A 13,588-nucleotide genomic window follows, 5' to 3' on the forward strand; every position below is an offset into this window, starting at 1 on the left:
CGGCCCGGGGACCGGCGCGGCAGCAGGGGCCACGGGCGCGGCAAGTGGCGCGGCGGGGGCCTGGGCGGGCGCCTCGGCCCCCGCGTCATGCTTGCCCTTCAGGCAAGTGCTCATGAACGTCTTGCGCTCATCGCCCTTCAGGGCCTGCTCCCTGGCTTCCGCATTGCAGCGCTTCATGCGCTCATGCTGCGGGTTGGCCAGCGCATCGGCGGGAGCCAGGACAACGAAAGCCAGGCTGACAACGAGGGCATGCAGGGTTTTCTTCATTGCGAACTCTCCTTTGATGTAAAAGCAGCGGCGCTGCCGCGCAATTCTGCTTTTGGCATATTTTAATGTCAATTACATTTATCCTATCGACATCAATCCGCACGCATCCCCGACGGACCGGAGCACTCCAGTGCCAGCAGATACCGACCTCGCCCTTCTCGGCTCGCTCCTGATCTCCGCCTTTCTGGCCGCCACCCTGCTGCCCGGCGGTTCGGAGGCCGTCCTTGCCGGCATCGTCGTCCTGCGCCCGGAGCTGAGCCTGCCTGCGTTCGCGCTGGCGACACTCGGCAACACCGCGGGCGGCATGAGCACTTACGCGCTCGGCCGCCTGCTGCCGCGCAAGGAGCTGCCTCCCCGGCTCGAATTCGTGCGCCGCCACGGCAGCGCCGTGCTGCTGTTGTCCTGGGTACCGCTTGTCGGCGACGCCCTGTGCGCAGCCGCCGGCGTGCTGCGCCTGAACTGGCTCTCCTGCCTGGCCTGGATGGCGCTGGGCAAGGGTTTGCGCTACGGCGCGATCGCATGGCTGCTGGCGTGAACGCAGGCCCGGCTGGGCGCCGTCAGCCGGGCTGGCCTATACTCCGGCCCTTCCCTTCGCATCCGGGGCCACGAAAGCCATGTCCGTCATCGAACGCTTCGGCGCCACTGCCCGCTACGCCGACGCCGTCATCCACAACGGTGTGATCCATCTCGTCGAAGTCCCTTCGAGCGACACGGGCAGCATCACCCGCCAGACCGAGGAAGTGCTCACCAGCATCGCCCGCCAGCTCGAGGCACTCGGCAGCGACCGCTCGCGCATCCTGATGGCCACCCTCTACCTGACCGACCTGGCGGACTACGACGGCATGAACGCGGTCTGGGAGGCCTGGCTGCCCGCCGGCTGCGCCCCCTCCCGGGCCTGCGTGAAAGTCGCCGGACTGGCCGATCCGGGCTGGCGCATCGAGATCGCGCTGACCGCGGCGCAGCATTCGCCCGCGGCGCGATAGCGCGCGACGGCCTTCCCCGCCGATCTCCGATCGCGCTTCCCGCGCTGCGGCGGCCTTGGCCACATGCGCGGTAAGGTCTTGTTTTTTGCTGCATGGTGCACTGCGGTCCGCTAAAATGGTACGTTCCCCAGCAGCAGTTACCCCGGTATCCCGATGACCCAACGTCTGCGCGAAATTCCGTACAACTACACTTCGTTCTCGGATCGCGAGATCGTCATGCGCCTGCTCGGCAGCGAAGCCTGGGCGGTGCTCGACGAACTGCGGGCGGAGCGCGTCACCGGCCGCTCGGCGCGCATGCTTTACGAAGTCCTGGGCGACATCTGGGTCGTACGCCGCAACCCCTACCTCGAAGACGACCTGCTCGACAGCCGCGAGCGGCGCCATGCCCTGATCAGCGCGCTGAATCACCGCCTCAACGAGATCGAGAAACGCCGCCAGGGCAACGAGCGCGTCACGCTGCTGATCGCGCGCACCCGCGAAGCCATTTCCAGCTTCGAGGCCTGGTTCGACACCACCGCGCGGCGGCGCAAGTCCGTGCTCAAGGCGCTGTCGCGCCACACGCGCCGCGACAACATCTGCTTCGACGGCCACGCCCGCGTGTCGCACGTCACCGACGCCACCGACTGGCGTGTTGAGTATCCCTTCATCGTCCTCTATCCCGACACCGAGGACGAGATGGCGCCGCTGGTGCGCGAATGCATCACGCTCGGCCTGACCATCATCCCGCGCGGCGGCGGCACCGGCTACACCGGCGGCGCGGTGCCGCTCGACGCCAACTCGGTGGTGATCAACACCGAGAAGCTGATCACCATCGGCCCGGTCGAGGACATGGTGCTGCCCGACGCCGAGGGCAAGCCGATGGATTCGCCCTACGCCACGATCCGCACCGGCGCCGGCGTCGTCACCGACCGCGTGTCCGAGGCCGCCGGCCTTGCCGGCCGCGTGTTCGCCGTCGACCCGACCTCGGCCAGCGCCTCCTGTGTGGGCGGCAACATCGCCATGAACGCCGGCGGCAAGAAGGCCGTGCTGTGGGGCACCGCGCTCGACAACCTGGCGTGGTGGAAGATGGTCACGCCCGATGGCAACTGGCTCGAAGTCGAGCGCCTCGACCACAACTTCGGCAAGATCCACGAACAGCACACCGCGCGCTTCCGCCTGCGCCGCTTCGACGGCCTCAGCTATGCGCCGCTGGGCGAGGAGCTGCTGTCGATGCCCGGCGCCTACTGCCGCAAGGACGGCCTGGGCAAGGACGTCACCGACAAGTTCCTCGGCGGCATTCCGGGGGTGCAGAAAGAAGGCACCGACGGCCTCATCGTCGCCGCGCGCTGGGTGCTGCACAAGATGCCGCCGATCACCCGCACCGTGTGCCTGGAATTCTTCGGCCAGGTGCGCGAGGCCGTGCCGGCCATCGTCGAGATCACCGACTGGTTCAAGCCGGGCGGCGCCGGCAACCTCGCCGGCGTGCTGCTGGCCGGCCTCGAACACCTCGACGAACGCTACGTGAAGGCGGTCGGCTACGCTACCAAGGCCAAGCGCCACGGCCGGCCGAAAATGGTGCTGATCGGCGACATCGTCGGCTTCGACGAGAACGCGGTGATGCAGGCCGCCTCCGAAGTCGTGCGCATGACCAACAGCCGCGGCGCGGAGGGCTTCATCGCCGTCAGCCCCGAGCAGCGCAAGCGCTTCTGGCTCGAACGCAGCCGCACCGCCGCCATCTCGCGCCACACCAACGCCTTCAAGATCAACGAGGACGTGGTCATCCCACTGCCGCGCATGGGCGAATACTGTGACGGCATCGAGCGCATCAACATCGAACTGTCGCTGCAGAACAAGATCGAGCTGTGCGACACGCTGGACACTTTCCTGCGCGGTGACCTGCCGCTCGACGTCAAGGACGAGATCGTCGACCGCGACACCCTGATCGCCGATCATCGCGCCCAGGCGCTGGGCCATGTAGCCAGGGTGCGGCGGCGCTGGCAGTGGCTGCTCGACAACCTCGACCTGCCGCTGGCCGAAGCCGAGCCGCAGTTCGCCGAATACGGCGTCGAGGCCGGCGAACTCAGCAACCGCGCCGCCAATCCGACGCTGTTCCACCGCCTGCAGGACTACTCGATCCGCGTGTCGTGGAAGACCGAACTGCGCCCGCTGCTCGAACAGGTCTTCGACGGCGCGCTGTTCGCGCGCATCCTCGCGCGCATCGCCGACATCCATCGCGAAGTGCTGCGCGGCCGCGTCTTCGTCGCGCTGCACATGCACGCCGGCGACGGCAACGTGCACACCAACCTGCCGGTCAACTCCGACCACTACGAAATGCTGCAGACCGCCAATCGCGCGGTTGACCGCATCATGGCGCTGGCGCGCAGCCTGGACGGCGTGATCTCCGGCGAGCATGGCATCGGCATCACCAAGCTCGACTACCTCACCGACGAGGAGATGGCGAGCTACTGGTCGTACAAGCAGAGGGTCGACCCCGAGGGCCGCTTCAACCGCGGCAAGCTGATGCGCCAGGGGCCGATCAAGGGCAACCTCGACAACGCCTACACGCCGAGCTTCAACCTGATGGGCCACGAGTCGCTCATCATGGAGCAGACCGACGTCGGCGACATCGCCCACGACATCAAGGACTGCCTGCGCTGCGGCAAGTGCAAGCCGGTGTGCTCCACCCACGTGCCGCGCGCCAACCTGCTGTACAGCCCGCGCAACAAGATCCTGTCCACCTCGCTGCTGATCGAGGCCTTCCTGTACGAGGAGCAGACCCGCCGCGGCGTGTCGCTGGCGCACTGGGCCGAATTCGAGGACGTGGCCGACCACTGCACGGTATGCCACAAATGCGAGAAGCCCTGTCCGGTGGACATCGACTTCGGCGACGTATCGATCAAGATGCGCAACCTGCTGCGCAAGCAGGGCAAGAAGTCGTTCAATCCGGGCAAGGCGGCGGCGATGGCCTTCCTCACCATCAAGGATCCGGCGACCATCAAGGCGATGCGCGTCGGCATGATGGGCTGGGGCTACAAGGCGCAGCGCTGGGCGCACGACCTGGCAAAGAAGTTCGGCCTGATCCAGCAGCAGGTGAAGGCGCCGCCGGCCACGCTGGGCAAGGCGCCGGTCAAGGCGCAGGTGATCCACTTCATCAACAAGCCGATGCCCGGCAACCTGCCGAAGAAGACCAGCCGCGCGCTGCTCGACATCGAGGACGACAAGGTCATCCCGGTGATCCGCGACCCGCAGAAGGCCAACGGCGACTCCGATGCCGTGTTCTACTTCCCGGGCTGCGGTTCCGAACGCCTGTTCAGCCAGGTCGGGCTCGCCACCCAGGCCATGCTCTACCACGTCGGCGCGCACACCGTGCTGCCGCCGGGCTACCTGTGCTGCGGCTATCCACAGAGTGCCGCCGGCGAGGACGAAAAGGGCCAGAAGATCACCACCGACAACCGCGTGCTGTTCCACCGTGTCGCCAACACGCTGAACTATCTCGACATCAAGACCGTGATCGTGTCCTGCGGCACCTGCATGGACCAGTTGCAGAAGTACGAATTCGAGAAGATCTTCCCCGGCTGCCGGCTGCTCGACATCCATGAATACCTGATGGAAAAGGGCGTGAAGCTCGACGGCATGCAGGGCGTCAAGTACATGTACCACGAACCCTGCCACACGCCGATGAAGGTGCATTCCGGCATCAAGGTGGCCAACGAACTAATGGGCACGTGCGTCGACCTGTCCGACCGCTGCTGTGGCGAATCCGGCACGCTCGCCGTCGCCCGCCCCGACATCTCGACCCAGGTGCGCTTCCGCAAGCAGGAAGAGATCGAGAAGGGCGCCGCCCGGCTGCGCGAAGGCGACCCCGGCGCCAGGGTCAAGCTGCTGACGTCCTGCCCGAGCTGTCTGCAGGGCATGCACCGCTATGCCAACGACGCCGGCGGCGTCGAGCCCGACTACATCGTGGTCGAACTCGCGAAGCACCTGCTCGGCGAGAACTGGCTTCCCGACTACGTGAACAAGGCCAACAACGGCGGCATCGAGCGCGTGCTGCTCTGAACCCGCGCAACATGGCCGCAGCAAGGCGGGCCGGAAGGCCCGCCCTTCACCGCGCGCCGCGCGCGCGCCTCAGTCTTCGGCCGGCTCGTGGGGGTGGATGCGGTACCACAGTTCGTGCATCGCCTCGCTCGCCGTCATGCGCAGGCGATGGCGGACGATGCGGCTGACCTCGGTATCGCCCGGATTGATTTCCACCGTGGGCACGCCATCGCGCGCCGCCCACACCACGGGCCCCGCGATGTAGGGAAAGACGCTGGTCGTGCCGATCGAGACGACGAGATCCACCCCCGCCTGCAACATGTGCTCGAGGCGCTCGATGGCACGCACCGGCAACTGCTCACCGAACAGCACGATGTCCGGCCGCATGACGCCGCCGCAGCGCGGGCACTCGGGCGGGAGCTGCAATCCGGCATAATCCGCCACCTGGCGCGCATGCGTGCAGTCGTTGCAGCGCAGACGGTGCACGGTGCCGTGCATCTCGATCAGGTTGTGCGAGCCGGCGTCCGCGTGCAGGCCATCGACGTTCTGCGTCAACACGCAGACCATGGCCTTTTCCTGCTCGAAAGCCGCGATCAGCCGGTGCGCAGCGTTGGGGCGCGCACCGCGGCAATTGGCCTCGATCTCGGCGATGTATTTCCACGAAATATCCGGCCGCAGCGCCATCATCTCGCCCGACAGGGCCTCTTCGATCGTCAGCCCCTCGGCCGTCAGGCGGTCGTGGTACAGGCCGCCGATGCCGCGATAGGTGGGCAGGCCGGAGTCGGCGGAAATGCCCGCGCCGGTGATGAAGAGGATGCGTTGCGCCTGCTCCAGCAGCGAGGCGACAAGATCCAGTTCGGAATCCTGGAACATGGCGGGGAGAACTCAATGTCCCTTCGGATGTGCCGCGGGAGACGTGAGCTGGATGTAGCGCTGCCGGTCCTCGTCGAAACGGTCCAGCACCGCGGAACGCTCGCGCATCTTGGCGTCGATCACGCTGCGCTGGGCGACGATCTCGCTGTCCAGGCTGCGGATGTTGTCTTCCGTCACCGGCGGCACATTGCCCTCGCCGGCCTGGGCGGCCTCCTCGATCAGCGCATGCTGGCGCTCGAGCAACTCGGCCTCGCGCTGGCGCAGGCTGTTGATGGAGCGGTCAAGGGAGCCGATTTCCCGATCGCGCCGCTCGTCGAGATGCTGCAGGCTGCGATAGGTTTCGAGCAGGGCTTCGTCCATGCGCAGCTGCTTGAGGCGCGCGGCCTCGTCGGCCCGGCGCCCACGCTCCAGGGCATCGCGCCGGGCGATTTCCTCGGCCGTCAGCGGCGCCGGCACGACGCGGCGCACGGTGCCGGACGGGCTCACCTCGCGATAGGCGCGCCCGTAGCAGGCCGCCGGCAGGATGTCGCCGCACACCGGCTGGGTGCCGACGTCGCAACAATAGATCACGCGCCCGCCCGGCGCCTGCGCCATTGCCGCGCCCGACACCAGTAGCGCGGCCGCCAATGCGGCGCCCGCGCCGCGCAACTCAGCGCGACGCGATGCCATACTGTTCCCGGTAGGCCCGTACCGCATCGAGATTCTCGGCGAGCTCGGGGCTGTCGGCGAGGTAGGCGATCAGGTCTTCGAGCGTCGCCACCGCGATCACCGGGATGCCGAAGTTCTCGCGCACCTCCTGCACCGCCGACAACACCCCCTTGCCGCGCTCCATGCGATCCAGGGCGATCACCACGCCGGCCGGGACCGCACCGGCGGCACGGATGATCTCGACCGATTCGCGCACCGAAGTGCCCGCAGAAATCACGTCGTCGAGAATCAGCACGCGCCCCTTCAGCGGCGCCCCAATCAGCGTGCCGCCTTCGCCGTGATCCTTGGCTTCCTTGCGATTGAACGCGAAAGGCAGGTCGATGCCGTCCTCGGCGAGGCGGATCGCCGTTCCGGCGACCAGCGGAATACCCTTGTAGGCCGGCCCAAAGAGCATGTCGCAGGCCACGCCCGAACTGCGGATCGCACGCGCGTAGTAGCCGCACAATTCACGGAAGGAAGCGCCGTCGTCGAACAGCCCGGCGTTGAAGAAATATGGAGAATTGCGCCCCGCCTTGGTCACGAAGGCGCCGAAGCGCAGCACACCCTTGCGGCAGGCGAGAGCGATGAAATCCCGGCTAAAATCCACGGCTGTCCGGCTGCAGTGCAGCATTTCTGGAAAGTGTTCATGTTACGCATCATCTCCCTCAACCTCAACGGCATCCGCTCGGCAGTCAGCAAGGGTTATCTCGACTGGCTGCCGCAACAGCGGGCCGACATCGTCTGCATGCAGGAACTGAAGGCCCAGGCCGGCGACCTCAGCCCCGGGATGCGTGCGCCGGCGGGCATGCAGGGCTGGTTCCACCATGCCGAAAAGAAGGGCTACAGCGGCGTCGGCATCTACAGCCGCCACGCGCCGGACCGTATCGTCGAAGGCCTGGGCATCGCCGACATCGACGCCGAAGGCCGCTTCCTGCAGCTCGATTTCGGCAAGCTGTCGGTGGTGTCGCTGTATCTGCCTTCGGGATCGAGCTCGGAAGAGCGCCTGCAGATCAAGTTCGGCTTCATGGACCGCTTCCTGCCGCACATGGCCGCGCTCGCCGCCAGCGGCCAGGAGGTCGTCGTCTGCGGCGACTGGAACATCGCCCACCGCGAGATCGACCTCAAGAACTGGAAATCGAACCAGAAGAACTCCGGCTTCCTGCCCGAGGAGCGCGCCTGGCTCAGCCGCCTGTTCGACGAGCAGGGCTGGATCGACGTCTATCGCCGCCTGCACCCCGAAGCGACCGACGCCTGCTACACGTGGTGGTCGAACCGGGGCCAGGCCTGGGCCAAGAACGTCGGCTGGCGGCTGGACTACCAGATCGCCACGCCCGGCATCGCCGGCACGGCGCTGGCCACTGCCGTGTACAAGGAACAGCGCTTCTCGGACCACGCGCCGCTGACGGTGGACTACGACTGGACGCTGTAGGGCGCGCGGTCTCAGCGGCGGCGCGCCACCACGAGCTGGTAGAGGCCGCCGAAGCGCGTTTCCTTGCGCCACTCGAATTCCCGCGCCTCGTTGGCGAGCGTCTGCAGCGGCACGTCGAGCAGGGATTCGGCGAAAGGCTCCAGCCAGCGGAACACGCCCGCCATCACCGGTGCCAGCGGATGCCAGGCGCGCGGCCGGTGATAGTCGACGAATACCGCCCGGCCACCCGGCTTCACCGCCGCGAGCAGATTGGCGACGATGCGCCGCCGCTCGGGCTCCGGCACCTCGTGCAGCAAGAAAAAACAGCAGACGGCGTCATAACGCACGGGCAAGGGTTCGACGAGATCGGCCACCTCGGCATCGGCCTGCGGCAGGCCGGCGAGCTTGCGCCGCACGTTGTCGACCTGGATCGGCGCCACATCGCGAATCGACAGGCGCCCCTGCGGGCCGACGCGGCGCGCCAGCATCGGCGAGAAATCGCCATACACACAGGCCGCCTGCAGGACGTGCTCCCCTTCGGCGAACTGCGCCGCCGTCCAGCGCATCAGGCGGTCGGCGTTGCCCCACAGGATGGCCGACACGACGGGCGACCGGTCCAGCCACGGCATGGTCCGCGGGCTCAGGTAGGCCCAGGTATAGGTCCGGCGCAGATATTCCGGCAATTTCGGATCGGCGGCTTTCTCGCCGGCGCACGACACGGATTCGGTACGTGTATTCATCGAGGGAAGAGGAAGGGCTTTATCTTGCCTGGCGCTCCGCAACGCGAATGAGTTGGCGGGCAGATGCCGTCAGGCTGTTGGTTTGATACGGACTATACGCGGATTTTGCACCGCACCAAGCCGACCGGCGGCCTGGCCGCGCGCTGCGGCGACCGGGCCGGATCCGCGCATCTCCCACGCGCCGCGTCCATCGCCCGGAGAAAGCGCCCATGCCCCGCCGCCCGGAGCTTTCGCGGCACGAGCGCCCACTCTGGGGAGCCCGCTGCGCGGGGCATTTTTGTTACCGGCTCCGCATTGCCTTTGCGCGATGGCGAGGTTAGCCTTGGTGAGAGCGCGCAAAGGCGCGATCGTCATGACGGATGAACAAGGAGAGACACCATGGCAAAAGCTGCAAACCCCTCGAAAGACAAGCTTGTCGGCGATCTCAAGGCCATCATCACCGACGCCGAAGAACTGCTCGCCCTGACCGCCGACCAGACCGGCGACAAACTGGGCGATCTCCGCGGCCGCATCGGCGAGCGCCTCGTCTCGGCCAAGGAACGCCTCTCCGAGGCGGAGGCCGCGCTGATCGACTCGGGCAAGAAGGCCGCCCGCGCCACCGACGATTACGTGCATGAGCACCCGTGGCAGTCTCTGGGCGTCGCCGCCGGCGTCGCCTTCCTGCTCGGCCTGCTCGCCAGCCGCCGCTGACACGGCCGATGAACCAGGACCCGAAGCCGCGTCTGGCCGGGAGCCTGCGCGGCATCGTCGACGCCGGCCTGCAGACGGTCCAGACCCGGCTGGAGTTGCTGGCGCTCGAAGCGCAGGAAGAAAAACTGCGCCTCACCAGCCTCGCCCTCAATGTCGTGCTGTGCGGGCTGCTGCTGGGCTTCGGGCTGGTCTTCCTGATGGTGTTCCTCACGGTGCTGTTCTGGGAGGAACACCGCCTGCTCGCATTGGGCATCTCGACCGCGGTCTGCCTCGGCGGCGGGCTGTTCGCGGCCAGCAATGCGGCGCGCGAATTCAAGCGCGGCAGCCGGCTGTTCGCCGCCAGCCTCGCCGAGTTGGCACGCGACCGGGACGCGCTCCGTCCGCGTGACGAGGCCTGAGGACTCATCCGCCATGGACCCGCGGCTCGTCGATATCGCCCTGCGCAAGCAGCGCCTGCAGCTTCGCGCCGAAGCCCAGCGCAAAGACATGGTCTATCGCCTGTCCGGCATCGATGCCGCCCTGGGGCGCATCGATGCCGTGCGCGGGCACCTGTCGTGGGCGAAGGGAAAAGCGCCGCTGCTCTCGATCGGCGTACTCACCATACTGGCGCTCAAGCCGCGCCTCGCGCTGCGCGTCGCCAAGCGCGCCTGGCTGGGGTGGCTGCTGCTGCGCCAGACCCGCGGCCGCCCGCTGACCGCGCTGCTGCCCGCTGCCGCCCCTTTGCTGCTGCGGGTGCTGAGATCGCTCAAGCGCGCGCTCTGAATCCGCGTCTCCGGACGGCGCGGCGCGATGCCGCGGCGCCCCCGTCCCGCACAAGCTCGACCGGCATCGCAGGAGCTCTGGCGGGACGCGGTTGGGCGCGGCGCCGAGCCGGGTTCGGCGCTAGAATGGCGGGTCCGAACCTGCACCGGGCCAGGCCCCGCGGCCCATCGACATGCCTCTCAATCTGGAAGAGATCAAACGCGCCCGCGACGAAGCGGACTGCCTCGCGGACGAAGCCACCGTGGAAGCCGCGCTCGACCGCATGGCGGCAGCCATCAGCGCACGCCTGGCCGACAGCAACCCGCTGGTATATGCGGTGATGAACGGCGGCCTCATCTTCGCCGGGCGCATCCTGCCGCGCCTGCCCTTCCCGCTCGAGGTCGCCTACCTGCACGCATCGCGCTACGGCCACGCGCTGCAGGGCACGCAGCTCGACTGGCGCGTACGCCCGACGCAGGACCTTCGCGGCCGCTGCGTACTGGTACTGGACGACATCCTCGACGAAGGCCACACGCTGAAGGCCATCATCGAATACCTGAAGAAGGAAGGCGCCGCCGAAGTGCTGTCCGCCGTCCTGGTGCACAAACTGCACGACCGCAAGGCCCACCCCGGCATGCGCGCCGACTTCAGCGGCCTCGACATCGCCGACCGCTTCCTTTTCGGCTGCGGCATGGACTACAAGGGCTACTGGCGCAATGCGCCGGGGATCTACGCAGTCAAAGGACTGTAAGACGACGACCACCCGACCACCAGGAGAACCGCCATGCTCTACACCTTCAAGTCCTCCTCCAGCGCCGACGTGCTGATGCTGGGCGACGCCGCGAAAAATCTCATCGCCATCATGGGCAAGGACCCCACTGGCACCCAGGGCATCGTGACCGTCGAGCAACTGCCCGACGCCATCACCCGCCTGCGCACCGCCATCGACGAAGACCGCGCACGCCAGGCCGAGCTCGAACGCCAGCGCAGCGAAAAGGACGACATCGCGGACCGCGAGGCCGGCCGCACCGGCATGGCTGCGCCGGTCGGGCTGGCGCAGCGCGCGTGGCCGCTGCTCGACATGCTGGAAACCGCGCACAAGGACGCGGTGCCGGTCGTGTGGGGCGTCTGACCGGCCCCCCGGCGGGCGGGGATTGACCGAGGCCAAGGCGCGCGGCCGGACAGCGGCCTAGGATACCGCTTCGCTCCACCCGCAAGGACCGGACATGTCCCACCGCACCCGCGATCTGCCGCTCGTCTATTCCTGCTCCGGCTGCTCCAGCGCCGCGCAGATGGCCAACCATGTCGCCCTGCGGCTCGACCGCGAAGGCGAAGCCGAAATGTCCTGCATCGCCGGCGTGGGCGGCAACGTCCCGCACCTGGTCCGGATCGCCCGCTCCGGCCGCCCCATCCTCGCCCTCGACGGCTGCGCCCTCGAATGCGTCCGGAGCAGCCTCGCCCAGCGCGGCGTCAGTCCCAGCCAGCACCTCTTGCTCAACGAGCAAGGCGTCAGGAAGCGCTACGCCAGCGATTTCGATCCGCAGCAGGCGGAGCAAGTCCTGGACCACGCCCGCGCACTCGCGCGCAGCCTGCGCGACACCACCGCCTGAGGCACCTCAGCCGCGCAAGCGCCGCGCGGTATCGGCCAGCGCCGCCGCCAGCGCATCAAGCGCCGCGCGCTGTGCTTCGTTGCGCAGGCGCCCATCCTCGCCCAGCGCATTGTCCGCATGGCCGATCGCGAGCTGCTGCGGAATCACCTGCATGCCGAGATAGCCCAGGATGTCGCGCACGTGGAACAGCACGCGCATGCCGCCCAGCGCGCCAGGCGAAGTGCCGATCACCGCGGCGGCCCGGCCAGCATACACCGCGCCGCCCGAGCGCGCGCCATCGGCGGCATTCGGGCGCGAGCACCAGTCGAGCGTGTTCTTGAGCAAGGGCGTGATCGAGCCGTTGTACTCCGGGTTGACCACCAGCAGGCCGTCGCAGGCATGCAGAACCTGCTGCAATTCGACGATGCCCGGCGGCAGGCCGGATTCGGCCTCGAGATCGCCGTTGTAGAGGGGCGCGGGATAGTCCGCCAGTTCGACCAGTTTCACATCGGCACCGGCTGCCTGCAGCGGCCCGGCGCAGGCGGCGGCGATTCTGCGCGACAGGGCATCCCGCCGGCTGCTGCCGGCCATCACGACGATGCGGGGCGTTCTCATGTGTCCGTACTCCGTACCGGGGTAAACGAGGTTTCGGGACGCACTCTGGCACAACTTTCGCCCCAGTGCTCGCATCGGGCGGCACTGTCGCGCATCAGCAAATCTTCATATTCTGTTCACAAGGCGGCAGGGCAGGCTTCGCCCTCGCACCAAAAAGCGATCAAATTAACCCGAAAAACGATATTGTTTGCCCCAGGAGCCGCCGATACAGTCACATCCCGGCAGGCCTCGTCAAAAGCATCCCCTGCCATCCGGGACCTTCCCCTGCGGCAAGCCGCAGTCTCCGGAAGATCGCGGCGCGCACCGCGCCGCGCAGTCCCCCGCCCCGCTCCATACCGGACGGGGCCGCCCGACAATAAGAACGATCGCAATCCCGACCTGCCCGGCCGTGTCCGGCTCGACCGCAATCGAGCACGCGCCGATGCCGCCCCTGAACCGAGGAGAAGACCTTGATCCGCTTCAACCCGACCCCCGCCTTGCGCACGACGGGCTCCGCCCTGCTGCTCGCGCTCGGCCTCGCCGCCTCCGCCCAGGCCGCCAGCCCCGCGTCCGCCGATGACAAGGGCCGCCGCTTCTACGAGAAAGTCTGTGCCCGCTGCCATGAAGCCGACATCGGCCCGGTGCTGCTCGGCCGCAGACTGCCGCCCGTCTTCTTCAAGACGATCGCACGCTCGGGCTTCAATGCGATGCCGGCGTTTCGCATAACCGACGTCGATGAGGCCACGCTCCAAGCGGTCGCGGAGTATCTCTCGACGAGCAAGCCCAAGAATTGATGGAGATCAAACCCATGGACTCCATGCGACGCGAAGTGCTGAAATCGATCGCGGCGGCCAGTGTCGCCGTTCCCGCCGCCGCGACGGCCCATACCGGCCTCGCCGCCGCGCAGCACACGGCGGACGGCGCCTCCGCCGCGGGCCGCCGTGTGCTGCCCGTCGTCTCCGGGCAGGCGCTGGATGCGGCCTTCGTCCACGGCGCCGGCCG

At 67.7% G+C, this 13,588-nt stretch carries 18 protein-coding genes; 12 read left to right on the plus strand and 6 right to left on the minus strand.

What is annotated here, in order from left to right; translation table 11 throughout:
- The coding region (locus tag C666_RS16300; protein ID WP_004343665.1) for a PsiF family protein at window positions 1-267 on the minus strand (267 nt) is incomplete at its 3' end.
- Between the two features lie 130 nt (window positions 268-397).
- Between C666_RS16300 and C666_RS16305 the strand changes: the two genes are divergently transcribed.
- The 3 genes from C666_RS16305 to C666_RS16315 all read left to right on the plus strand — a co-directional run bounded on the left by C666_RS16305 (window position 398) and on the right by C666_RS16315 (window position 5,285).
- On the plus strand, window positions 398-802 hold the full coding sequence (locus C666_RS16305) for a YqaA family protein (protein WP_004343667.1): 405 nt from the start codon (window positions 398-400) through the stop codon (window positions 800-802).
- Window positions 803-881: 79 nt separating this feature from the next.
- Complete coding sequence (locus tag C666_RS16310) at window positions 882-1,250, plus strand: RidA family protein (RefSeq protein WP_004343669.1); 369 nt, start codon at window positions 882-884, stop codon at window positions 1,248-1,250.
- A gap of 153 nt (window positions 1,251-1,403) precedes the next feature.
- Entirely contained in the window at window positions 1,404-5,285 is a 3,882-nt protein-coding gene (locus C666_RS16315) for a DUF3683 domain-containing protein (RefSeq protein WP_004343670.1), read from the plus strand.
- Between the two features lie 69 nt (window positions 5,286-5,354).
- On the opposite strand, the gene C666_RS16320 is transcribed toward C666_RS16315, so the two are convergent.
- From C666_RS16320 to pyrE, 3 genes are read right to left on the minus strand one after another with little or no spacing between them, the layout of a single operon-like run.
- Entirely contained in the window at window positions 5,355-6,137 is a 783-nt protein-coding gene (locus C666_RS16320) for an NAD-dependent deacylase (RefSeq protein ID WP_004343672.1), read from the minus strand.
- Window positions 6,138-6,149: 12 nt separating this feature from the next.
- Entirely contained in the window at window positions 6,150-6,806 is a 657-nt protein-coding gene (locus tag C666_RS16325; protein WP_004343673.1) for a hypothetical protein, read from the minus strand.
- Window positions 6,787-7,431: an orotate phosphoribosyltransferase gene (gene pyrE / locus C666_RS16330; RefSeq protein ID WP_004343674.1), complete on the minus strand. Its 645-nt coding sequence runs from the start codon at window positions 7,429-7,431 to the stop codon at window positions 6,787-6,789. The genes C666_RS16325 and pyrE overlap by 20 nt, the downstream gene beginning before the upstream one ends.
- A gap of 39 nt (window positions 7,432-7,470) precedes the next feature.
- Here pyrE and C666_RS16335 point away from each other — a divergent pair, with 39 nt between their 5' ends.
- Window positions 7,471-8,253: an exodeoxyribonuclease III gene (locus C666_RS16335; RefSeq protein WP_004343675.1), complete on the plus strand. Its 783-nt coding sequence runs from the start codon at window positions 7,471-7,473 to the stop codon at window positions 8,251-8,253.
- 11 nt (window positions 8,254-8,264) lie between these two features.
- On the opposite strand, the gene rquA is transcribed toward C666_RS16335, so the two are convergent.
- On the minus strand, window positions 8,265-8,972 hold the full coding sequence (rquA, locus tag C666_RS16340; protein ID WP_004343679.1) for a rhodoquinone biosynthesis methyltransferase RquA: 708 nt from the start codon (window positions 8,970-8,972) through the stop codon (window positions 8,265-8,267).
- Window positions 8,973-9,350: 378 nt separating this feature from the next.
- Between rquA and C666_RS16345 the strand changes: the two genes are divergently transcribed.
- From C666_RS16345 to C666_RS16370, 6 genes are all read left to right on the plus strand, one after another.
- The gene (locus C666_RS16345; RefSeq protein WP_004343681.1) at window positions 9,351-9,662 is read left to right on the plus strand and encodes an ElaB/YgaM/YqjD family protein; all 312 of its coding nucleotides are present in this window, start codon (window positions 9,351-9,353) and stop codon (window positions 9,660-9,662) included.
- Between the two features lie 8 nt (window positions 9,663-9,670).
- A complete protein-coding gene (locus C666_RS16350) occupies window positions 9,671-10,060 on the plus strand; it encodes a phage holin family protein (protein ID WP_004343684.1) in 390 nt (129 codons plus the stop codon).
- 13 nt (window positions 10,061-10,073) lie between these two features.
- Complete coding sequence (locus tag C666_RS16355; RefSeq protein ID WP_004343687.1) at window positions 10,074-10,424, plus strand: YqjK family protein; 351 nt, start codon at window positions 10,074-10,076, stop codon at window positions 10,422-10,424.
- A gap of 172 nt (window positions 10,425-10,596) precedes the next feature.
- Window positions 10,597-11,154 (plus strand): hypoxanthine-guanine phosphoribosyltransferase, encoded by a 558-nt coding sequence (locus tag C666_RS16360; RefSeq protein WP_004343690.1) that lies wholly within the window; start codon window positions 10,597-10,599, stop codon window positions 11,152-11,154.
- Window positions 11,155-11,187: 33 nt separating this feature from the next.
- Window positions 11,188-11,535: a DUF1840 domain-containing protein gene (locus C666_RS16365; RefSeq protein WP_004343692.1), complete on the plus strand. Its 348-nt coding sequence runs from the start codon at window positions 11,188-11,190 to the stop codon at window positions 11,533-11,535.
- Window positions 11,536-11,629: 94 nt separating this feature from the next.
- Window positions 11,630-12,013 (plus strand): putative zinc-binding protein, encoded by a 384-nt coding sequence (locus C666_RS16370; protein ID WP_004343694.1) that lies wholly within the window; start codon window positions 11,630-11,632, stop codon window positions 12,011-12,013.
- 6 nt (window positions 12,014-12,019) lie between these two features.
- Here the strand turns inward: C666_RS16370 and C666_RS16375 are convergent, their stop codons facing one another.
- On the minus strand, window positions 12,020-12,607 hold the full coding sequence (locus C666_RS16375; RefSeq protein WP_004343696.1) for an NADPH-dependent FMN reductase: 588 nt from the start codon (window positions 12,605-12,607) through the stop codon (window positions 12,020-12,022).
- 449 nt (window positions 12,608-13,056) lie between these two features.
- Here C666_RS16375 and C666_RS16380 point away from each other — a divergent pair, with 449 nt between their 5' ends.
- Window positions 13,057-13,380: a c-type cytochrome gene (locus tag C666_RS16380; RefSeq protein ID WP_004343697.1), complete on the plus strand. Its 324-nt coding sequence runs from the start codon at window positions 13,057-13,059 to the stop codon at window positions 13,378-13,380.
- A 14-nt stretch (window positions 13,381-13,394) separates the two neighbouring features.
- Window positions 13,395-13,588 (plus strand): hypothetical protein (locus C666_RS16385; RefSeq protein ID WP_004343698.1); only part of this gene is annotated, 194 nt, incomplete at its 3' end.

Source organism: Thauera linaloolentis 47Lol = DSM 12138 (assembly GCF_000310205.1).
Taxonomy (GTDB): domain Bacteria; phylum Pseudomonadota; class Gammaproteobacteria; order Burkholderiales; family Rhodocyclaceae; genus Thauera; species Thauera linaloolentis.